Annotated in this window: 18 protein-coding genes and 1 tRNA gene; 12 read left to right on the top strand and 7 right to left on the bottom strand. The window is 52.2% G+C overall.

Annotated features, from left to right (window positions below; genetic code table 11):
- Positions 1-180: 180 nt before the first annotated feature.
- Positions 181-1,524, bottom strand: coding sequence for an argininosuccinate synthase (gene argG / locus OGV94_RS05570; protein ID WP_181231025.1), 1,344 nt, complete (start codon positions 1,522-1,524; stop codon positions 181-183).
- 334 nt (positions 1,525-1,858) lie between these two features.
- Between argG and OGV94_RS05565 the strand changes: the two genes are divergently transcribed.
- The 12 genes from OGV94_RS05565 to mtr all read left to right on the top strand — a co-directional run bounded on the left by OGV94_RS05565 (position 1,859) and on the right by mtr (position 15,859).
- Positions 1,859-1,935, top strand: a tRNA-Met gene (locus OGV94_RS05565).
- Positions 1,936-2,142: 207 nt separating this feature from the next.
- Entirely contained in the window at positions 2,143-2,595 is a 453-nt protein-coding gene (gene rimP / locus OGV94_RS05560) for a ribosome maturation factor RimP (RefSeq protein WP_003024996.1), read from the top strand.
- 28 nt (positions 2,596-2,623) lie between these two features.
- On the top strand, positions 2,624-4,111 hold the full coding sequence (gene nusA / locus OGV94_RS05555; protein ID WP_043017784.1) for a transcription termination factor NusA: 1,488 nt from the start codon (positions 2,624-2,626) through the stop codon (positions 4,109-4,111).
- Positions 4,112-4,135: 24 nt separating this feature from the next.
- On the top strand, positions 4,136-6,826 hold the full coding sequence (infB, locus tag OGV94_RS05550; RefSeq protein WP_032945099.1) for a translation initiation factor IF-2: 2,691 nt from the start codon (positions 4,136-4,138) through the stop codon (positions 6,824-6,826).
- 146 nt (positions 6,827-6,972) lie between these two features.
- The gene (gene rbfA, locus OGV94_RS05545; protein ID WP_003024988.1) at positions 6,973-7,377 is read left to right on the top strand and encodes a 30S ribosome-binding factor RbfA; all 405 of its coding nucleotides are present in this window, start codon (positions 6,973-6,975) and stop codon (positions 7,375-7,377) included.
- The gene (truB, locus tag OGV94_RS05540) at positions 7,377-8,321 is read left to right on the top strand and encodes a tRNA pseudouridine(55) synthase TruB (RefSeq protein WP_043017783.1); all 945 of its coding nucleotides are present in this window, start codon (positions 7,377-7,379) and stop codon (positions 8,319-8,321) included. Before rbfA ends, truB begins: the two co-directional genes overlap by 1 nt.
- 273 nt (positions 8,322-8,594) lie before the next feature.
- On the top strand, positions 8,595-8,864 hold the full coding sequence (gene rpsO, locus OGV94_RS05535; RefSeq protein WP_000059465.1) for a 30S ribosomal protein S15: 270 nt from the start codon (positions 8,595-8,597) through the stop codon (positions 8,862-8,864).
- 246 nt (positions 8,865-9,110) lie between these two features.
- The gene (gene pnp, locus OGV94_RS05530) at positions 9,111-11,243 is read left to right on the top strand and encodes a polyribonucleotide nucleotidyltransferase (RefSeq protein ID WP_008785911.1); all 2,133 of its coding nucleotides are present in this window, start codon (positions 9,111-9,113) and stop codon (positions 11,241-11,243) included.
- Between the two features lie 109 nt (positions 11,244-11,352).
- Positions 11,353-12,237: a lipoprotein NlpI gene (nlpI, locus tag OGV94_RS05525; RefSeq protein ID WP_003024982.1), complete on the top strand. Its 885-nt coding sequence runs from the start codon at positions 11,353-11,355 to the stop codon at positions 12,235-12,237.
- A gap of 106 nt (positions 12,238-12,343) precedes the next feature.
- The gene (yrbN, locus tag OGV94_RS05520; RefSeq protein WP_010723222.1) at positions 12,344-12,424 is read left to right on the top strand and encodes a protein YrbN; all 81 of its coding nucleotides are present in this window, start codon (positions 12,344-12,346) and stop codon (positions 12,422-12,424) included.
- Positions 12,417-14,345: a DEAD/DEAH family ATP-dependent RNA helicase gene (locus OGV94_RS05515; protein ID WP_003828643.1), complete on the top strand. Its 1,929-nt coding sequence runs from the start codon at positions 12,417-12,419 to the stop codon at positions 14,343-14,345. The genes yrbN and OGV94_RS05515 overlap by 8 nt, the downstream gene beginning before the upstream one ends.
- Before the next feature lie 269 nt (positions 14,346-14,614).
- Complete coding sequence (mtr, locus tag OGV94_RS05510) at positions 14,615-15,859, top strand: tryptophan permease (RefSeq protein ID WP_043017782.1); 1,245 nt, start codon at positions 14,615-14,617, stop codon at positions 15,857-15,859.
- A gap of 88 nt (positions 15,860-15,947) precedes the next feature.
- Here mtr and OGV94_RS05505 read toward each other — a convergent pair whose 3' ends face one another.
- From OGV94_RS05505 to OGV94_RS05480, 6 genes are all read right to left on the bottom strand, one after another.
- Positions 15,948-16,955 carry a luciferase-like monooxygenase gene (locus tag OGV94_RS05505; protein ID WP_043017781.1) on the bottom strand — a complete coding sequence of 336 codons (1,008 nt, stop codon included), beginning with the start codon at positions 16,953-16,955 and terminating at the stop codon, positions 15,948-15,950.
- 94 nt (positions 16,956-17,049) lie between these two features.
- Complete coding sequence (locus OGV94_RS05500; RefSeq protein ID WP_286522800.1) at positions 17,050-17,754, bottom strand: fimbria/pilus periplasmic chaperone; 705 nt, start codon at positions 17,752-17,754, stop codon at positions 17,050-17,052.
- Positions 17,747-18,280, bottom strand: coding sequence for a fimbrial protein (locus OGV94_RS05495; RefSeq protein WP_286522799.1), 534 nt, complete (start codon positions 18,278-18,280; stop codon positions 17,747-17,749). The genes OGV94_RS05500 and OGV94_RS05495 overlap by 8 nt, the downstream gene beginning before the upstream one ends.
- A 9-nt stretch (positions 18,281-18,289) precedes the next feature.
- The gene (locus OGV94_RS05490) at positions 18,290-18,811 is read right to left on the bottom strand and encodes a fimbrial protein (RefSeq protein WP_051642752.1); all 522 of its coding nucleotides are present in this window, start codon (positions 18,809-18,811) and stop codon (positions 18,290-18,292) included.
- 20 nt (positions 18,812-18,831) lie between these two features.
- A complete protein-coding gene (locus OGV94_RS05485; RefSeq protein WP_100193674.1) occupies positions 18,832-19,887 on the bottom strand; it encodes a fimbrial protein in 1,056 nt (351 codons plus the stop codon).
- Positions 19,887-22,472: a fimbrial biogenesis usher protein gene (locus tag OGV94_RS05480; protein WP_100193673.1), complete on the bottom strand. Its 2,586-nt coding sequence runs from the start codon at positions 22,470-22,472 to the stop codon at positions 19,887-19,889. The genes OGV94_RS05485 and OGV94_RS05480 overlap by 1 nt, the downstream gene beginning before the upstream one ends.
- Between the last annotated feature and the right edge of the window lie 9 nt (positions 22,473-22,481).

Here is a 22,481-nt window from a genome sequence, read left to right as displayed (position 1 = left end):
GCTGCAAAGCGTCTTTTTTTTCGTCTGTTATTTGTGGCTATCCTGTAGGTCGGATAAGGCGTTAACGCCGCCATCCGACATTATTACAACGCCTGATGGCGCTACGCTTATCAGGTCTACAGACACCTTATATTCCGCGCATAAAAAAGGCCGCTTTCGCGGCCTTAAAATGGTGAATGTTTACTTCGCTTTGTTTTCCAGATTCTCAACCTGCGGCAGGCCGGTTGTGGAAGAGGCGGTCAGCAGGCCAGACTGCGCATAGCCGAACAGCTTCTCGCGGGTATCGGTAATGTCCAGATTACGCATGGTCAACTGACCGATACGGTCGTCCGGAGAGAATACTGACTCGCCTTTTTCCATCGTCAGACGTTCTGGTTTATAAGTCAGATTGTCAGACACGGTGTTGAGGATTGAGTAGTCATTACCGCGACGCAGTTCCAGCGTCACTTCACCGGTGATCTGGCTGGCAACCCAGCGCTGCAGGCCGTCACGCAGCATCAGTGCCTGAGAGTCGAACCAACGGCCCTGATACAGCAGACGACCCAGCTGGCGACCGTGCGCGTGATACTGCTCGATGGTGTCTTCGTTATGAATACCGGTCAGCAGACGCTCATAGGCGATATGCAGCAATGCCATCCCCGGGGCTTCGTAGATGCCACGGCTCTTTGCTTCAATGATACGGTTTTCAATCTGATCGCTCATACCCAAACCATGACGGCCGCCAATACGGTTGGCTTCCAGCATCATCTCAACGTCGTCGCTGAAGGTTTTACCGTTCAGCGCAACCGGATGACCCTGCTCAAAACGCACGGTAACTTCTTCTGCCGGGATCTTCACGCTCTCATCCCAGAATTTCACGCCCATAATCGGGTTGACGATTTTGACGCTGGAGTTCAGGAACTCGAGGTCTTTAGCTTCGTGGGTCGCGCCGAGCATATTGGAGTCTGTGGAGTACGCTTTCTCAACGGACATTTTGTAGTCGAAACCACAGGCAATCATAAATTCGGACATCTCATGGCGACCGCCGAGTTCATCGATAAAATCGGTATCCAGCCATGGTTTGTAAATCTGCAGTTCGGCGTTGGTCAGCAGACCGTAACGATAAAAACGTTCAATATCGTTACCTTTGTAGGTGCTACCGTCACCCCAGATGTTCACGCCATCTTCTTTCATGGCGGCAACCAGCATGGTGCCGGTGACTGCACGGCCCAACGGGGTGGTATTGAAGTAGGTTAGCCCGCCGGTGGTATTGTGGAATGCACCGCACTGAATGGCAGCGATCCCTTCGGCAACCAACTGCTTACGGCAATCTACCAGGCGAGCATTCTCAGCACCATATTCCATTGCACGGCGAGGAATGGCGTCATAGTCATCCTCATCCGGCTGGCCCAAATTCGCAGTATATGCATATGGGACAGCCCCTTTTTGTCGCATCCACAGCAGTGCTGCACTGGTGTCCAGGCCGCCGGAAAAAGCGATACCAATACGTTGACCTACCGGGAGATGCTTGAGAATCGTCGTCATAAAATAAAACCCTGCTTGATAGACTGGTGAAGAGGTCGGCTTATTATGCTAATTGCATTTTTATGCAAAATAAATGAGTTTTCATTTAATCATCTTTTCTGGATGACAGGAAGAGTTTAGTGATAATTTCGTTAAATAACGGCGTGGGTGGCACATTTATCTTGCTGAACAAGCGCTGGTCAGCATTCATTGATTTGCATAGTCTTAACAAGGTTGACATAACGCATAGTGAATCAATATACTGTGCGCAGATTTTACGTCCCGTCCTCGGTACCAAATCCCAGCAGTATTTGCATTTTTTACCCAAAACGAGTAAAATTTGCCACGTTTCAGGCGCGGGGTGGAGCAGCCTGGTAGCTCGTCGGGCTCATAACCCGAAGGTCGTCGGTTCAAATCCGGCCCCCGCAACCACTTTCCCTTAGAGTTCTTTTTCAAATATACTGTGAAGACTTAGGCCTTCGTAGCTGGATTTGAAAAAAATTCTTTCGGAAGGTTCTCCGAACCGCAGGTGCGGTTATAGGGTTCAGTTATCTAAAGCCCCGATTTATCGGGGTTTTTTGTTATCTGACTACAGAATAACTGGGCTTTAGGCCCTTTTTTTATGTCTTGGGGGTGGGCTTGTCCACATTAGAGCAAAAATTAACAGAGATGATTACAGCGCCAGTTGAAGCCCTGGGCTACGAATTGGTCGGTATCGAATTTATTCGTGGTCGCACATCCACACTGCGCATCTATATTGATAGTGAAGATGGCATCAATGTTGATGATTGTGCTGATGTGAGCCATCAGGTAAGCGCCGTGATGGATGTCGAAGACCCAATCACCGTTGCCTATAACCTGGAAGTTTCCTCTCCGGGTCTCGACCGTCCTCTGTTCACTGCTGAACACTACGTGCGTTTCCTGGGTGAAGAAGTCACGCTGGTTCTTCGTATGGCGGTACAAAACCGTCGTAAATGGCAGGGCGTTATCAAAGCGGTGGACGGTGAGATGATCACGGTCACAGTCGAAGGCAAAGATGAAGTGTTCGCGCTGAGTAATATCCAGAAGGCGAACCTGGTTCCCCACTTTTAACAGTCTGGATTGAGGTGAAAAGCCCGCGATGAACAAAGAAATTTTGGCTGTTGTTGAAGCCGTATCCAACGAAAAAGCGCTGCCACGCGAGAAAATTTTTGAAGCGCTGGAAAGTGCGCTGGCTACAGCAACAAAGAAAAAATATGAGCAAGAGATCGACGTTCGCGTAGAAATCGATCGTAAAAGCGGTGATTTCGATACCTTCCGTCGTTGGGTAATCGTAGAAGAAGTTACTCAGCCGACCAAAGAAATTACCCTGGAAGCGGCACGCTTCGAAGACGAAAGCCTGAACGTGGGCGAATATGTTGAAGATCAGATTGAATCTGTCACCTTCGACCGTATCACCACCCAGACCGCGAAGCAGGTTATCGTACAGAAAGTACGTGAAGCTGAACGCGCAATGGTTGTTGATCAGTTCCGCGAACACGAAGGTGAAATCGTCACCGGTGTGGTGAAGAAAGTAAACCGCGACAACATCTCTCTGGATCTGGGCAGCAATGCTGAAGCCGTGATCCTGCGTGAAGACATGCTGCCGCGTGAAAACTTCCGTCCAGGCGACCGTATTCGTGGCGTTCTGTATTCTGTTCGCCCGGAAGCGCGCGGTGCGCAGCTGTTCGTAACCCGTTCCAAACCGGAAATGCTGGTTGAGCTGTTCCGCATCGAAGTGCCGGAAATTGGCGAAGAAGTGATCGAAATTAAAGCGGCTGCTCGCGATCCGGGATCGCGTGCGAAAATCGCCGTTAAGACCAACGACAAGCGTATTGATCCGGTCGGCGCGTGTGTGGGTATGCGCGGTGCGCGCGTTCAGGCGGTTTCTACCGAACTGGGCGGCGAGCGTATCGATATCGTCCTGTGGGATGATAACCCGGCGCAGTTCGTGATTAATGCAATGGCGCCAGCAGACGTCGCTTCTATCGTGGTGGATGAAGACAAACACACCATGGATATCGCGGTTGAAGCCGGTAACCTGGCTCAGGCGATTGGACGTAATGGTCAGAACGTCCGTCTGGCTTCACAACTGAGCGGTTGGGAACTCAACGTAATGACCGTTGATGACCTGCAGGCGAAGCATCAGGCTGAAGCACATGCAGCCATTGATACCTTCACCAAATATCTCGATATCGATGAAGATTTCGCGACAGTTCTGGTTGAAGAAGGTTTTGCGACGCTGGAAGAACTGGCCTACGTGCCAATGAAAGAGCTGCTGGAAATTGACGGCCTGGATGAACAGACCGTTGAAGCGCTGCGCGAGCGTGCTAAAAACGCACTGACCACTCTGGCACTGGCCCAGGAAGAAAGCCTCGGTGATAACAAACCGGCTGACGATCTGCTGAATCTGGAAGGATTGGATCGTGAGATGGCCTTCAAACTGGCTGCCCGTGGTGTTTGTACGCTGGAAGATCTCGCTGAACAGGGCATTGATGATCTGGCTGATATCGAAGGGTTGACCGACGAAAAAGCCGGTGAGCTGATTATGGCTGCCCGTAATATTTGCTGGTTCGGCGACGAAGCGTAATAAACTGTAGCAGGAAGGAACAGTATGACAGATGTAACCGTAAAAACGCTGGCTGCAGAGATACAGACCTCCGTGGATCGCCTGGTACAGCAATTTGCTGATGCTGGTATCCCGAAGTCTGCTGACGACTCTGTGTCCGCACAAGAGAAACAAACCTTACTGGCGCATCTGAACCGTGAGAACGGCTCAGCGCCGGATAAGTTGACATTGCAGCGTAAAACGCGCAGTACTCTCAATATTCCAGGTACCGGTGGAAAAAGTAAATCGGTACAAATCGAAGTCCGCAAGACACGCACCTTTGTGAAACGCGATCCGCAAGAGGCTGAACGCCTTGCCGCGGAAGAGCAGGCGCAGCGTGAAGCGGAAGAGCAAGCCCGTCGTGAGGCAGAAGAAGCTGCCAAACGCGAGGCGCAACAAAAAGCCGAACGTGAGGCCGCAGAACAAGCTAAGCGTGAAGCCGCTGATAAAGCGAAACGTGAAGCTGCGGAAAAAGACAAAGTGAGCAATCAACAGACCGACGATATGACTAAAACCGCCCAGGCCGAAAAAGCCCGCCGTGAAAATGAAGCCGCAGAACTGAAGCGTAAAGCGGAAGAAGAAGCACGTCGCAAGCTTGAAGAAGAAGCGCGCCGCGTAGCGGAAGAAGCTCGCCGTATGGCGGAAGAAAACGAGAAAAATGGTGTGAATAACGCTGAACCTGTTGAAGATACCAGCGATTATCACGTCACCACTTCCCAGCATGCTCGCCAGGCTGAAGACGAAAACGATCGTGAAGTCGAAGGCGGCCGTGGTCGTACTCGCAGCACGAAAGCCGCGCGTCCGGCGAAGAAAGGCAACAAACACGCTGAATCTAAAGCTGACCGTGAAGAAGCGCGTGCAGCGGTTCGCGGTGGTAAAGGCGGTAAGCAGCGTAAAGGTTCCGCTCTGCAGCAGGGCTTCCAGAAGCCAGCTCAGGCCGTTAACCGTGACGTTGTGATCGGCGAAACCATCACCGTTGGCGATCTGGCGAACAAGATGGCGGTCAAAGGCTCTCAGGTCATCAAAGCGATGATGAAGCTGGGCGCAATGGCGACCATCAACCAGGTCATCGACCAGGAAACCGCGCAGCTGGTTGCCGAAGAGATGGGCCACAAAGTTATCCTGCGTCGTGAAAACGAGCTGGAAGAAGCGGTAATGAGCGACCGTGACACTGGCGCTGCGGCTGAACCGCGCGCTCCGGTAGTGACCATCATGGGTCACGTTGACCACGGTAAAACGTCTCTGCTGGACTACATTCGTTCCACGAAAGTGGCCTCTGGCGAAGCGGGCGGCATTACTCAGCACATCGGTGCGTACCACGTTGAAACTGACAACGGTATGATCACCTTCCTGGATACCCCGGGTCACGCCGCGTTTACCTCCATGCGTGCTCGTGGTGCTCAGGCAACGGATATCGTTGTTCTGGTTGTTGCAGCAGACGACGGCGTGATGCCGCAGACTATCGAAGCTATCCAGCACGCGAAAGCGGCAGGTGTGCCGGTTGTTGTTGCAGTCAACAAAATCGATAAACCGGAAGCGGATCCAGATCGCGTTAAAAACGAACTGTCCCAGTACGGCATCATGCCGGAAGAGTGGGGCGGCGAGAGCCAGTTCGTTCACGTTTCTGCGAAAGCGGGTACCGGTATCGACGAACTGCTGGATGCTATCCTGCTGCAGGCCGAAGTACTGGAACTGAAAGCTATCCGTAAAGGTATGGCGAGCGGCGCGGTTATCGAATCCTTCCTGGATAAAGGTCGTGGCCCGGTTGCTACCGTCCTGGTTCGCGAAGGTACCCTGAACAAGGGCGATATCGTTCTGTGTGGTTTCGAATACGGCCGCGTTCGTGCGATGCGTAACGAACTGGGTCAGGAAGTACTGGAAGCGGGTCCGTCCATTCCGGTGGAAATCCTCGGTCTGTCCGGTGTTCCGGCTGCGGGTGACGAAGTTACCGTTGTTCGTGACGAGAAGAAAGCCCGTGAAGTTGCACTGTACCGTCAGGGCAAATTCCGTGAAGTTAAACTGGCTCGTCAGCAGAAATCTAAACTCGAGAACATGTTCGCTAACATGACCGAAGGCGAAGTTCACGAAGTGAACATCGTCCTGAAGGCCGACGTTCAGGGTTCTGTAGAAGCGATTTCCGACTCTTTACTGAAACTGTCTACCGACGAAGTAAAAGTGAAGATCATCGGTTCTGGCGTAGGTGGTATCACCGAAACCGACGCGACCCTGGCTGCGGCATCCAACGCGATTCTGGTTGGCTTCAACGTACGTGCTGATGCCTCTGCACGTAAAGTTATCGAATCAGAAAGCCTGGATCTGCGTTACTACTCCGTCATCTATCATCTGATCGACGAAGTGAAAGCAGCGATGAGCGGCATGCTGTCTCCGGAACTGAAACAGCAGATCATTGGTCTGGCTGAAGTTCGTGATGTGTTCAAATCACCGAAATTCGGCGCTATCGCAGGCTGTATGGTTACCGAAGGCACGATTAAACGTCACAACCCAATCCGCGTACTGCGCGACAACGTGGTTATCTATGAAGGCGAGCTGGAATCCCTGCGCCGCTTCAAAGATGACGTCAACGAAGTCCGTAACGGTATGGAATGTGGTATCGGCGTGAAGAACTACAACGACGTTCGCGTTGGCGATATGATCGAAGTGTTCGAGATCATCGAGATCAAACGTACCATCGCTTAATCTTCGTCGTTTTTTGGGCCGCAATTTGCAGCCCAAAATTCTTAGAAGATGATTAGGTGTTGGCCGGGTAAGCGAAGCGCCACCCGGCAAGAAATTTAAAAAGGGGCTTATGGCCCCTTTTTTGTCTTTATTCTGGAGAATTTATTATGGCGAAAGAATTTGGTCGCCCGCAGCGTGTCGCGCAAGAGATGCAGAAAGAGATCGCACTCATCCTGCAACGCGAAATCAAAGACCCGCGTGTTGGTATGATGACCACCGTATCGGGCGTTGAGATGTCCCGTGACCTGGCTTATGCCAAAGTATTCGTGACTTTCCTGAACGATCAGGACGAAGCTGCCGTGAAAAACGGCATTAAGGCACTGCAGGAAGCCTCTGGTTTTATCCGCTCTCTGCTGGGTAAAGCAATGCGCCTGCGCATCGTGCCTGAGCTGACCTTCTTCTACGACAACTCGTTGGTTGAAGGGATGCGCATGTCCAATCTGGTGACCAGCGTGGTGAAACATGACGATGAGCGTCGTGTGAACCCAGCGGACGACAGCAAGGAGGACTGATGAGTCGTCCTCGTCGTCGTGGTCGCGATATTCACGGAGTTCTGCTGCTGGATAAACCGCAGGGCATGTCCAGCAATGATGTACTGCAAAAAGTAAAGCGCATCTACAATGCCAACCGCGCGGGACATACCGGCGCGTTGGATCCGCTGGCGACAGGCATGCTGCCTATCTGCCTCGGTGAAGCGACTAAGTTTTCACAGTATTTACTGGATTCCGACAAACGCTATCGTGTGGTTGCCCGTCTGGGCCAGCGTACTGATACCTCCGATGCCGATGGGCAAATCGTGCAGGAGCGCCCGGTAACCTTCACCGCAGAGCAGCTTGCAAACGCGCTGGAGACTTTCCGCGGCGATATCGAGCAGATTCCGTCGATGTATTCGGCGCTGAAGTATCAGGGTAAGAAGCTGTACGAATATGCGCGTCAGGGCATTGAAGTGCCGCGTGAAGCGCGCCCGATTACCGTCTATGAGCTGCTGTTTATTCGCCATGAAGGTAACGAACTGGAACTGGAAGTTCACTGTTCCAAAGGCACCTATATTCGCACCATTGTTGACGATCTCGGTGAGAAGTTGGGCTGCGGCGCGCACGTCACGTATCTGCGTCGTTTGACGGTCAGCAAGTATCCGGTGGATCGAATGGTGACGCTGGAACATCTGCGTGACCTGGTTGAACAGGCCGAGCAGCAGAACATTCCGGCGGCACAGCTGCTTGATCCTTTGCTGATGCCAATGGACAGTCCAGCATCGGACTATCCTGTTGTTAATTTGCCTTTAACATCCTCGGTTTACTTTAAAAATGGTAACCCGGTACGGACGTCAGGCGCGCCGCTGGAAGGACTGGTGCGCGTGACGGAAGGCGATGACGGCAAGTTTATCGGCATGGGGGAGATGGACGATGAAGGTCGTGTCGCCCCCCGTCGCCTGGTGGTTGAGTATCCTGCATAGCGCTCTCTGTCTTGCGATAAAAGGGCGCTGCGAGTAGAATACTGCCGCTTAACGTCGCGTAAATTGTTTAACAATCTACGCGACGTATACACAAAATCATTCGAGCTGCATCAAGGCGGCAAGTCTGAGAATCCTCAGGAGCTTACTTAGGTAAGTGACTGAGGGGAGCAGACGCAGCCAACGCAGAGTCAGTTTGAAGGATAACGTGTATACACTGGGATAGCTGAATTAGAGATCGGCATCCTTTCATTCTTAACACTTTGGAGTTTTAAAATGTCTCTAAGTACTGAAGCTACCGCTAAAATCGTTTCTGAGTTTGGTCGTGATGCAAACGACACCGGTTCTACCGATGTTCAGGTTGCACTGTTGACTGCACAGATTAACCACCTGCAGGGCCACTTTGCAGAGCACAAAAAAGATCACCACAGCCGTCGTGGTCTGCTGCGCATGGTTTCTCAGCGTCGTAAACTGCTCGACTACCTGAAACGTAAAGATGTTGCACGTTACACCGCGCTGATCGAGCGTCTGGGTCTGCGTCGCTAATTCTTTCGAGTTTCAGAAAGAGGGGGCCTTCATGGCCCCTTTTTTCCAGCAGATGGCAGCAATTCGCTGGAAACTAATGTATTGTTGCTATGAATGATCTTCCGTTGCAGAGGTTCGCGCGGCTAATGAGAGGCTTTACTCATGCTTATGGGTTAGGGTTGTCATTAGTCGCGAGGATGCGCAGAAGATCGGGTATTAACGATGGCGCAAAATGTGCCGTCAAAAAAATAGAGAAAGGATATTATTTTGCTTAATCCGATCGTTCGTAAATTCCAGTACGGTCAGCATACCGTTACGCTGGAAACCGGCATGATGGCGCGTCAGGCGACTGCCGCTGTTATGGTTAGCATGGATGACACCGCGGTATTCGTTACCGTTGTTGGCCAGAAAAAAGCGAAACCAGGCCAGGACTTTTTCCCGCTGACCGTTAACTATCAGGAGCGTACCTACGCTGCTGGCCGTATCCCGGGTAGCTTCTTCCGTCGTGAAGGCCGTCCGAGCGAAGGCGAAACCCTGATCGCGCGTCTGATTGACCGCCCGGTTCGCCCGCTGTTCCCTGAAGGTTTCGTTAACGAAGTTCAGGTTATCGCGACCGTTGTTTCCGTTAACCCGCAGGTTAACCCGGACATCGTAGCAATGATTGGCGCATCTGCTGCGCTGACTCTGTCTGGTATCCCATTCAACGGCCCGATCGGTGCTGCACGTGTTGGTTACATCAATGACCAGTACGTACTGAACCCGACTCAGGACGAACTGAAAGAAAGCAAGCTGGACCTGGTTGTTGCGGGTACTGAAGCTGCCGTACTGATGGTTGAATCCGAAGCTGAACTGCTGAGCGAAGACCAGATGCTGGGCGCTGTAGTATTCGGTCACGAACAGCAGCAGGTTGTTATTCAGGCTATCAACGAGCTGGCGAAAGAAGCCGGCAAACCGCGTTGGGACTGGCAGCCAGAAGCCGTCAACGAAGCGCTGAATGCTCGCGTTGCCGCACTGGCAGAAGCTCGCCTGAGCGATGCTTACCGTATCACCGACAAACAAGAGCGTTATGCTCAGGTTGACGTGATCAAATCTGAAACCATCGCGACTCTGGTGGCTGAAGACGAAACCCTGGACGCTAACGAACTGGGTGAAATCCTGCACGCTATCGAGAAAAATGTTGTTCGTAGCCGCGTACTGGCAGGCGAGCCGCGCATCGATGGCCGTGAAAAAGACATGATCCGTGGCCTGGACGTGCGTACTGGCGTTCTGCCGCGTACCCACGGTTCCGCACTGTTCACCCGTGGCGAAACTCAGGCGCTGGTTACTGCGACCCTGGGCACCACGCGTGATGCACAGAACCTCGACGAACTGATGGGCGAGCGTACTGACAACTTCCTGTTCCACTACAACTTCCCTCCGTACTGCGTAGGCGAAACCGGTATGGTCGGTTCTCCGAAGCGTCGTGAGATCGGTCACGGTCGTCTGGCGAAGCGTGGCGTACTGGCAGTAATGCCGGAACTGGATAAATTCCCGTACACCGTGCGTGTGGTTTCTGAAATCACCGAATCTAACGGTTCTTCTTCTATGGCTTCCGTGTGTGGCGCTTCCCTGGCGCTGATGGACGCAGGCGTGCCGATCAAAGCCGCCGTTGCGGGCATCGCGATGGGTCTGGTGAAAGAAGGCGACAACTTTGTTGTTCTGTCTGACATCCTGGGCGACGAAGACCACCTGGGCGATATGGACTTCAAAGTGGCGGGTTCCCGCGACGGTATCTCTGCACTGCAGATGGATATCAAAATTGAAGGTATCACCAAAGAGATCATGCAGGTTGCTCTGAACCAGGCTAAAGGTGCGCGTCTGCACATCCTGGGTGTGATGGAACAAGCGATCAACGCACCGCGTGGCGACATTTCTCAGTTCGCTCCGCGTATCCACACTATCAAGATCAGCCCAGACAAGATCAAAGACGTTATCGGTAAAGGCGGTTCTGTTATCCGTGCTCTGACCGAAGAAACCGGCACCACCATTGAAATCGAAGATGATGGTACTGTGAAGATTGCTGCGACCGACGGCGAGAAAGCGAAATATGCTATCCGTCGTATCGAAGAAATCACCGCAGAGATCGAAGTAGGCCGTATCTACAATGGTAAAGTGACCCGTATCGTTGACTTTGGCGCATTCGTTGCCATCGGTGGCGGTAAAGAAGGTCTGGTACACATCTCTCAGATCGCTGACAAGCGCGTAGAGAAAGTGACTGATTACCTGCAGATGGGTCAGGAAGTACCGGTCAAAGTTCTGGAAGTTGATCGCCAGGGCCGTGTACGTCTGAGCATTAAAGAAGCAACTGAGCAGTCTCAGCCTGCAGGCGAACCGGAAGCTCCGGCAAGCCAGGGCGAGTAAGGTTGCCATTGCCCTCCGTGAAAGCGGAGGGCTTTTAACCCGGCAGGATGCCTTGTTAGCAACCGGGGAACCTGGACGTTCATTCAATCGTTGTCTTCGGGAGTGGGAAATGAAGCCTTTTTTGCGCTGGTGTTTCGTTGCGACAGCACTCACGCTGGCTGGATGCAGTAATTCCGCCTGGCGTAAGAGTGAAGTCCTCGCAGTACCATTGCAACCGACTTTGCAGCAGGAAGTGATTCTGGCACGTATGGAACAAATTCTTGCCAGTCGGGCTTTAACCGATGATGAACGCGCACAGCTTTTATATGAGCGCGGAGTGTTGTATGATAGTCTCGGTCTGAGGGCACTGGCGCGAAATGATTTTTCACAAGCGCTGGCAATCCGACCAGATATGCCTGAAGTATTCAATTACTTAGGTATATATTTAACGCAGGCAGGCAATTTTGATGCTGCCTATGAAGCGTTTGATTCTGTACTTGAGCTTGATCCAACTTACAACTACGCGCACTTAAATCGCGGTATCGCATTGTATTACGGCGGTCGCGACAAGTTAGCGCAAGATGATCTGCTAGCGTTTTATCAAGACGATCCCAATGATCCTTTCCGTAGTCTGTGGCTTTATCTTGCCGAGCAGAAGCTCGATGAGAAGCAGGCTAAAGAAGCGTTGAAGCAACGCTTTGAGAAATCGGATAAAGAGCAATGGGGATGGAACATTGTCGAGTTCTACCTGGGCAACATTAGCGAAGCAACGCTGATGGAACGCCTGAAGGCGGACGCAACGGATAACACCTCGCTCGCTGAGCATCTCAGTGAAACCAACTTCTATTTAGGTAAGTACTACCTAAGTCTGGGGGATTTGGACAACGCTACGGCATTGTTCAAACTGGCGGTGGCTAACAACGTTCATAACTTTGTTGAGCACCGATACGCATTGTTGGAATTATCGCTCCTGGGCCAGGACCAAGATGACCTGGCAGAATCGGACCAGCAATAGCTGACGTACACATCAGCCCGTAATCTTTTTTGATTGCCATCACCTTCACGGGTGAGGGCGTTGTTGTTCGTTAATACACCTACTTTGAGCCGGTTCACACTTTTCAATGAAAATTGCAGATCAATTTCATGATGAGTTATGTAGACTGGCCGCCATTAATTTTGAGGCACACGTACTACATGGCTGAATTCGAAACCACTTTTGCAGATCTGGGCCTGAAGGCTCCTATCCTTGAAGCCCTTAACGATCTGGGTTACGAAAAACCATCTCCAATCCAGGCAGAGTGCATTCCGCATCTGCTGGGCGGCCGCGATGTTCTGGGTATGGCCCAGACGGGTAGCGGCAAAACTGCAGCGTTCTCTTTACCGCTGCTCAACAATCTTGATCCTGAGCTGAAGGCACCTCAGATTCTGGTGCTGGCACCGACCCGCGAACTGGCGGTTCAGGTTGCAGAAGCCATGACGGATTTCTCTAAACACATGCGCGGCGTGAACGTGGTTGCCCTGTACGGCGGCCAGCGTTATGACGTGCAATTACGTGCCCTGCGTCAGGGGCCACAGATCGTCGTCGGTACGCCGGGTCGTCTGCTGGATCACCTGAAGCGCGGTACTCTGGACCTCTCCAAACTGAGCGGTCTGGTGCTGGACGAAGCTGACGAAATGCTGCGTATGGGCTTCATCGAAGACGTTGAAACCATCATGGCGCAGATCCCGGAAGGTCATCAGACCGCTCTGTTCTCCGCGACTATGCCGGAAGCGATTCGTCGTATTACCCGCCGCTTTATGAAAGAGCCGCAGGAAGTACGCATCCAGTCCAGCGTTACTACCCGTCCTGACATCAGCCAGAGCTACTGGACTGTATGGGGCATGCGTAAAAATGAAGCGCTGGTGCGTTTCCTGGAAGCAGAAGATTTTGATGCGGCGATTATCTTCGTTCGTACCAAAAATGCGACCCTGGAAGTGGCAGAAGCGCTGGAGCGTAGCGGTTATAGCAGCGCTGCACTGAACGGCGACATGAACCAGTCTCTGCGTGAGCAGACTCTGGAGCGTCTGAAAGATGGCCGTCTGGATATTCTGATTGCAACCGACGTTGCGGCCCGTGGCCTGGACGTTGAGCGTATCAGCCTGGTTGTTAACTACGACATCCCGATGGATTCCGAGTCTTACGTTCACCGTATCGGCCGTACCGGTCGTGCGGGTCGTGCGGGTCGTGCGCTGCTGTTCGTTGAGAACCGCGAGCGTCGTCTGCTGCGTAACATCGAACGCACCATGAAGCTGACTATTCCGGAAGTAGAACTGCCGAACGCAGACCTGCTGGGCAAACGCCGTCTGGAAAAATTCGCTGCTAAAGTACAGCAGCAGTTGGAAAGCAGCGATCTGGATCAGTACCGTGCTCTGCTGGCGAAAATGCAGCCGGAAGAAGAGCTGGATATCGAAACCCTGGCAGCAGCACTGCTGAAGATGGCTCAGGGCGAACGTCCGCTGATCCTGCCGCCAGATGCGCCGATGCGTCCGAAACGCGAATTCCGCGACCGTGATGACCGTGGCCCGCGTGACCGCAACGATCGTGGCCCGCGTGACCGTAATGACCGTGGTGGTGAAGACCGTCCGCGTCGTGAACGTCGTGACGTTGGCGATATGCAGCTGTACCGCATTGAAGTGGGTCGTGATGACGGTGTTGAAGTTCGTCATATCGTTGGTGCGATTGCTAACGAAGGCGATATCAGCAGCCGTTACATCGGTAACATCAAGCTGTTTGCTTCCCACTCCACCATCGAACTGCCGAAAGGTATGCCGGGCGACGTGCTGCAGCACTTTACCCGTACTCGCATCCTGAACAAGCCGATGAACATGCAGCTGGTTGGCGATGCAGTTCCGCACACCGGTGGCGAGCGTCGTGGCGGTGGCCGTTTCAGCGGTGAGCGTCGTGAAGGCGGTCGCGGTGAAGGTCGTAACTTTAGCGGCGAACGTCGTGAAGGCGGTCGTGGCGATGGTCGTCGTTTCAGCGGCGAACGTCGTGAAGGCAACCGTGGCCCGCGTCGTGACGATTCTTCTGCTCCGCGTCGTGATGACTCTGCTGGTCGTCGTCGTTTCGGCGGTGACGCATAAACCTCACGGTTTAACAGCGTAAAGTAATATATACAGCCCCGATCGAAATGATTGGGGCTTTTTTTATTTCATTTGTACTCGTGTACTGGTACAGTGCAGCACATTAAACTGTATTAGCTAATTGTTACCCTAAATAATTCGAGTTGTAGGAAGGCGGCAAACGAGGACATTCCGGGAGCTTACTTAAGTAAGTGACTGGGATGGCGGAGTGCAGCCAACGCATCTACAGCTTGAAGTATGACGGGGAAATACACTGGAGAGATGGCTAAATGGCAACACTAACCACCACCCAAACGTCACCTTCGCTGCTCGGCGGCGTGGTGATCATCGGCGGCACCATTATTGGCGCGGGGATGTTTTCTCTGCCTGTGGTCATGTCCGGGGCGTGGTTCTTCTGGTCAATGGCGGCACTGATCTTCACCTGGTTCTGCATGCTGCACTCCGGGCTGATGATCCTCGAAGCTAACCTCAATTACCGCATTGGTTCGAGCTTCGATACCATCACGAAAGATCTGCTGGGCAAAGGCTGGAACGTTGTGAACGGCATCTCGATCGCCTTCGTTCTCTATATCCTGACCTACGCGTATATCTCGGCGAGCGGATCGATTCTGCACCACACCTTCTCGGAGCTGTCGTTGAACGTTCCGGCGCGTGCGGCAGGTCTTGGCTTCGCGCTGCTGGTGGCGTTTGTGGTGTGGTTAAGTACCAAAGCGGTTAGCCGCATGACGGCAATTGTGCTGGGCGCGAAGGTGATTACCTTTTTCCTGACCTTCGGCAGTCTGCTGGGGCACGTACAGCCAGCAACATTGTTTAATGTGGCGCAGAGCAACGCTTCGTATACGCCGTACCTGCTGATGACGCTGCCGTTCTGTCTGGCCTCATTTGGCTATCACGGCAATGTCCCGAGCCTGATGAAGTACTACGGCAAAGATCCGAAGACCATCGTTAAGTGTCTGGTGTACGGCACGCTGCTGGCGCTGGTGCTGTATACCGTATGGTTGCTGGGGACGATGGGTAATATTCCGCGTCCGGAATTTATTGGTATTGCACAGCAAGGCGGTAACATTGATGTGCTGGTCCAGGCGCTGAGCGGCGTACTAAACAGCCGCAGTCTGGATCTGCTGCTGGTGGTGTTCTCCAACTTTGCGGTGGCGAGTTCATTCCTCGGCGTTACGCTCGGTCTGTTTGACTATCTGGCGGATCTGTTTGGCTTTGATGACTCGGCAATGGGACGTTTTAAAACGGCATTGCTGACGTTTGTTCCGCCAATTATCGGTGGCCTGCTGTGGCCGAACGGTTTCCTGTACGCCATTGGCTATGCAGGACTCGCGGCAACCATCTGGGCCGCTATTGTTCCGGCGCTGCTGGCACGTAAATCACGCGAGCGTTTCGGTAGCCCGAAATTCCGCGTCTGGGGCGGCAAGCCGATGATTGCGCTGATCCTGGTGTTCGGTATCGGTAACGCGGTTATCCATATTCTGTCGAGCGTTAACCTGCTGCCGGTGTACCAGTAGAACAATTGCCCGGTGGCGCTATGCTTACCGGGCCTACAGAGATTGAGTAGGCCGGATAACGCGCAGCCGCCATCCGGCACAAATAGAACTACCCCAACAATTCCTGCTTCACATCCATCGCCAAATCAAACGAATGTAGACGTGCCTGATGATCAAAAATCTGGCCGTTAACCATAATCTCATCAGCCTGGGTTTCACGCAAAATCGCCTCGAGACCATGCCGCACTTTTGCCTTATCACCAACCAGCGACATACTCAGCGCCTGTTGTACGCCGTACTGCTCAGAAGCGGACCACAGCTGATGCATATTCTCTACCGGCGGCGGTAGCTGGCCGGTTTCGCCACGACGCAGTTTCACAAACGCCTGCTGCATGGAGGTGAAAAGAAACTCGGCGTCGCGATTGCTGTCGGCGGCTATGATGTTGATGCACACCATCGCATACGGCTTTGCCAGCCGCGCTGAGGGTTTGAATTGGCTGCGATACAGATGCAGTGCCTGGTGCAGCATATCCGGAGCAAAGTGCGAGGCGAAGGCAAACGGCAAACCCAACTGAGCCGCCAGCTGTGCGCTGTACAGGCTGGAACCTAATAACCAGACCGGGATCTGCTCCCCGTAGCCAGGCACCGGGCGTACATGGGGATTCGGATCGCGGGCGTCGAACCAGTCCACCAGTTCAGCTACGTCGCGTGGGAAGTTATCAATATCACCACTCATATGGCGGCGCAGTGCGCGCATCGTCGGCTGATCGCTCCCTGGCGCACGGCCAAGCCCGAGATCGATGCGTCCCGGATACAGTGTGCTCAGGGTGCCAAACTGCTCGGCGATCACCAGCGGCGAATGGTTGGGCAGCATCACGCCGCCAGAACCGAGATGCAGCGTGGTGGTATTAGCAGCCAGATAGCCAATCAGCACTGAGGTAGCGGCGCTGGCGATGCCGGTCATGTTGTGATGCTCTGCCAGCCAATAACGGTGGTAACCGCGTTTTTCGGCCAGTTGAGCGAGATCAAGCGAGTGCGTGAAGGCCTCTTTTGCAGAAGATCCTTCAGGGATCGGCGCCAGATCCAGCACCGAGAACGGAATAGTTTTGTCAGTCATAACGGCTCACTTTGTTACCGGTTAATCATTTAATACTGCATTAAAGATTAGCGAATGTTGTTAACAAAGTGAGATGTTTATCATTGGGGATTAATCATGGCGCTTGCGTCAATGTGATATTCATTGCGGTGAGTTCTTTACCCACATCATCCAGCGTACGCCACTGTACTTTGCATAGGGTTGTATTTTGGCACCAGGAAACAGAACGCTGACTAAATGGGGCGACAACCCCGGCATTCTCTTCAATATTCCCATTCACTCGCACCGATGTCAGCGTCACATAATAAGGGGTCGGATTGCCGATCTCCAACGACCCGTCCTGTCGCCACTGCCAGTGAATCTGCTGGTATGCTTGCTCTGGGATCCCAGATAGCCCAGGAGGACGATAAATGAGTTTATAACGTGAGCGCAGGGCGACCTGTACCGAGTTCTTTTCCATTTTTCCAGAAGGAATGGCGGTGATCAGCAATTCATACAGGCTTTCACGGTCGACGGGTAAATCCTCTGCGGTTTTAACTATCCGAATTTTATTTTCTTTTTCTCCCGCAAGCGCAAAAAGGGGCGGCGTTACAGTAAAAGGCGTCATCCCGTGGATCGGTTCGGCCCCGGGCCATTGTAGCGTGTTATTAATGCTGCTTTTGACCAGCCAGGTTGCGCTGTCGGTATTTTTTAAGGTGATGGACAGACTGCCAGCATCGGCATCAAAAATAAACCGTGTGCCACCAGCAACGACGCCAGCATGGCCACTGCAGCTACTCCCGAACAGTAGCAAAGCAATAACGGCGTAATAATTATTCATAGTGCAGCTGGAAGGTGGCGGTGGCACCGGCATCGCCCGGCGTTACAATCGTGCGGGTGGAGATATACTGGGCATAAAATTGCAGGTCAAAGATTTGTACCGAATTAGAACTTAACGTATAAGCGGGGCTCTCGGTTTTTAATGGGATAATCGCTCTGTTGCTGTCTAAAATTGCCACAGCAAGCCCGGTAGCGCTTTCGGCTGAAGCATCCACTTTTAGCAGCTCCGGACGGTCAGTGTCGGATTCACCATTGAATGTGACCGTCGCCGTCGTGACTTCATATGCACATTTTTCCAGGGTGATGATAAATGCCTGCATGGAGGTTACGGCACCCGTCTGAAGAAAATCTTGCGGATGAAACTGCCCAAGGGCAACGGTAAAATCTTTTGATGCGGCAGCGACTTCACAGGTATGAGCGTTAATCGAACCCGTGATATTGATGGTTCCGCTGTGATCGTCGGCGAAAGCAATTGAAATGTGGCCCAGCGATAAAGCAGAAAACAGGATAAAAAGATATTTTGTCATTCCTCTGCCTCACTGATAGAGCATATCGAAATACATCACCGCATTGGCACTACCCGGCGTTACCACATTCTGAGTGGCCTTATAGCGCAACTGGTAGCGGAGAGTGTTATCACCGGACTTCAATGTATATAAACTGCTGGCTTGCCCAAGAGGCAGGGGTTGCGGTGCACCTGAATTTAAATCCAATATTTCAATTGCCACACCTGAAGCCGTGTCGCCTTCACCAGTTGCGTTGGTGAGTGCGAGGAGCGCGCCGTTATCCGTATTGGACTCACCTGAAAAAGTAATACTGCCTTTACCAACGCAGTTTTCCAGATTAATCTCAAAATTCTTCGCTGAACTTACGCTGCCTGTACCGGAAAATACGGCAACTGAGAAGTCGCCGATATGTACCGTCTGATTTTCGCTGGCTACCGCTACATCGCAGCCTTCGGCAATAATCGAGCCGTTAAACGTTAAGTTTGGCACTTCGTTTTCCGCCTGCGCGGTACTGGCCAAACCGGCGACCAGAAAGATCATCCATTTTTTCATTTCTGCTTATCCGTAGCGGGTTACTGAAAATCAATACGCATGGTGGCCACCGCGTTATAGCTGCCCGCTTCAGGGGTGCCCTCAATGGTTTTCACCGGCCAGGCCTGCACGTTAATGGTCGTCGCGTAGGTATCATTCAGCGTCAGCAGGATCTTGCCGGTTTCCGGTGGGATTGTGGTTCCCTGCATATCCGCCACAACCACGGCTATCCCGCTGTTACTGGACTGGATGGCATCCGGGTATTCTGCCGAAGGGGTGGCGACCATACGCCATTCCAGATTCGCCGTTGAGGCCATATCATTACACTGCACCGGGATGGAAAGGGTTTTCGGTGTATAACCCTTGGGCTTTTGTCCCGGCGTTTTAAAGCTACCGGCCCACGTTTGACCCAACTCGACGGTAAGCATCTGTCCGGCATTAATTTCGCAGCTTTCGGGTACGGTCACCGTACCATTTATTGACAGGCTTGCTGTTGCCTCACCGGGAATAAAGGTATCCGTCACGGTATACCAGAGCTGGGCCATAATGGTTGAGGGTATATTGACCTGGCCGACAAAGGAGCGCTTCATATAAAACGTTACCCGGACATGGTTCCCGGTATGATATTCATCGCCTGCTGTGTTACAGGGATATGTCCCGTCATCTTTGGGAATATAATGGTTGTTCCATGGAACAGGGTAGTAAGTACCATTACCTTCATCTTTTATCTCTATCGCGGCCGCAATGTATTCATTGATATTGTAAAAAGTTAATCCATTTGCTGTGGTATAGATGTCCAACGGGCTGGTTGTCCATTGATGCGTGACTACCCCATTGGGATACAGCGTTGGATCACATTGGCAATATAGTGAGAATTGACCGCTGCTGGATTCAGTGACAGGTGGCAAGGCACCCGCTCTGTTGTCCTCTGGATTGGTGATGGTTGAATTGACATTAAAGACGTAACTTGTTGTCGTACTACCGTTTGCCGGGCCGCAGGCATTATTTGGATATGCGGCGTAGCATTCGGAGATGGTGCCGAGAAATAACAACGTTGCGGTTATTTTTAGAAAGAGATGAAGAGGATATTTTTTCATTATATACACCGAGCGGTAATTTTATTAACGGGGCGAATAGCGTTAGCATCAAGTGCATAGGTTGCATGGCACCGGGCATCGCCGCCGGTTCCCCATTGCACATTTAACTCCCCTTGCGGCGGCAGCCCGGCAAGATACACGACGCCGTCATCGCCAACGATACTGCTGCTTTCAGTGTCGTCGTGGGTCACGGTCGCGCCAAATGGAACGGGTTTATTGTGGTATTTCAGCGTGACCAAGACCCGATGTCCGATCCGCGCTTTAAAATCAGCTCTGACTAAGGCGCCATGGGTTGGAATAACCTGTACGACGGCATCATCGATATCCATATCATCGCCAAGAGCGTTAATATCCAGGGCGATTCGGTTCTGACGATAGACGTTGGCATACGGAATAACCGTATAGCCGCGCCAGTCGGTTTTTATGCCCTCGTTGTTTTCTACCGGAACATTTTCTGCGCCCGGAATAGCGACCAGAATATTGGTGTTGCCCAACGGCTGGCTGAGCGTAATGCCTGCGGCATGCGCCACAATGCCCCCTGAAAGCCCATAGTTAACCTGTTGGTAGTTTCCGTTGTCGCTATAGTTATATCCCACGTTAACGTCGCCATACGCGCCTTTGTAATCCAGGCTGGCCATTCCACTGGCGCCGGTTCCCTGGTTGCCATACCCTTGCTGCAGGTTATAGTTCAGGTTGTTGGCCTCAAGCAGCGACCCACTGACCCCCGCGTTTTGCGTGGTATGTCCGTCTTTATCGGTACTGGTGCTAAGTGTGGCGAACATGGAGTTCGTGCGCTGGGTTGGTGAAACGCCGCCGGGGCTCAACCACCAGCCAAGCGGCAGGGAAATATTCAGCGCAACAATTTGATCGGCATTTGGCTGGCCTGGCGATTGGGTATAATTATAACTCAGGCCGATGTTCATATTATTCCATTGGGTATTGTAGCCAATCTGGAATAATGAGTTGGTTTCATCGGTATGCCAGTAGCTCTGTTTGCTACCGGACAAATAAAGGGAGCCATAGCCGTTTAGCTGCTGAGAAATATTAACCTGTACCTTTCCTCGCTTTGAATAATAGAGGTTATAGTAATTTACCCATACAGGCTGATCGTCATCTTCGTCATCAGGGTCGGATGTGTATCCATCCATCTTTTTATAGGTGGTATCGCTAAAGGTATAAAACCCAGAAGTGGAGTAGCGATAGCCTAACAGCTGGAAGTTAGTGCCGATGTTGTTGAGTGATTTTGCGTAGAGAAAACGCAGCGATTGCCCGGTATGGCGACTGTTATCAGCCAGTTCGCTTTGCGCATGCGTCAGATCCAGCGAGACGGCGCCAAAATCGCCCATATTGACGCCGAAACCCAGTGCCGACGCGGTGTAAGTGGAGGACAGCTGACCGCCGCCGTATAACGTCCAACCGTGCGGCAATCCCCAACTGAGAGAGAACTGGCCGAAATCCGTTTCTTCCTGTTGCGAACTGTTTGTTCTTGAGCGTCCGACAATCGCCGAATATTTGATCCTGCCTTCGCGCTGTAAAAGCGGCACCGCTGAATACGGTACGCTGTAGCTGGATATTCTGCCATCCGATTCTTTCACTTCTACGACCAAATCACCGCCCGATGAAGTAGGGTAGAGATCGGTAATTTCAAAAGCCCCTGGCGCGACGTAAGTTTGATAAATAATGTAATTATTTTGCCTGACGGTAACCTGGGCGTTACTTTGCGCGATCCCGCGTATTGTTGGCGCAAAGCCTTTTAGGCTGTCGGGTAACATATTCTCATCGGAAGAGAGTTGTGCACCACGAAAGTTCAGACTGTCGAAGAGCTCTGATGAGGTGTAACCATCCCCAATAGTGAGTTCGCTTTTTAAGGGAATCACGGTGCGTTGAAGATAGGTATTAATATGTTGCCACTTGCTGCTGGTGGTCGATTTACTCCACGTTGAGTTATCGCGTAAGCGCCACGGGCCAATGTTGGCCCCGCTGTTTAGCGCCAGAAAATAGTTACTGTTGGCGCCGCTGCTTTCTCCGCTGCCGTCGCGACTGTTTGAGCCTGAAAAATTGTAGTTGACCAGCAGGGCGTTAATCCCTTCGTCCCATTGCTCCGTCGGGATGTATCCTCTGGCATTATTACTCAGTGCAATTTGCGGAATAGAAAGATTGAGGCGGAGTTTTTCAAACTCAAATTCGCTTGCGGCATCGGGGATAGCGATACTGAGGTCAACGCACGACTCATCTTTTATCGACGCAAACCCGGGTGATTTATTATTAATGCCAATTTTTTGCAAGTAGTCGACCGACAGACAAGGCTGCAGCTGATGGTTTTGTGGATCTCTGGATTCTCTAAACTCGACGTCGCGGGTGCCGGTGAACGTTTCATTAAGATAGATATCTACCCGATAGGTACCAGGCGTTTGCGCGCCGTTGTTTGTAAAACGCGAGAGATCGGCTACTGCGTCCGGATCGTCTGAAAAAAATGCCGGGTTGAAATAATTCTCTGCCCCCGTACAGAATGACGTGAAGACAGCGATGAGTGCTGTTGTCAGAGGTGCGATTTTAAATTTATTAATATAAAAGTTTGTTTGCATTTATATCAG

The organism is Citrobacter sp. Ce006, assembly GCF_030336535.1.
Taxonomy (GTDB): Bacteria; Pseudomonadota; Gammaproteobacteria; order Enterobacterales; family Enterobacteriaceae; genus Citrobacter; species Citrobacter europaeus.
This window is presented reverse-complemented; position numbering and strand designations above follow the sequence as displayed.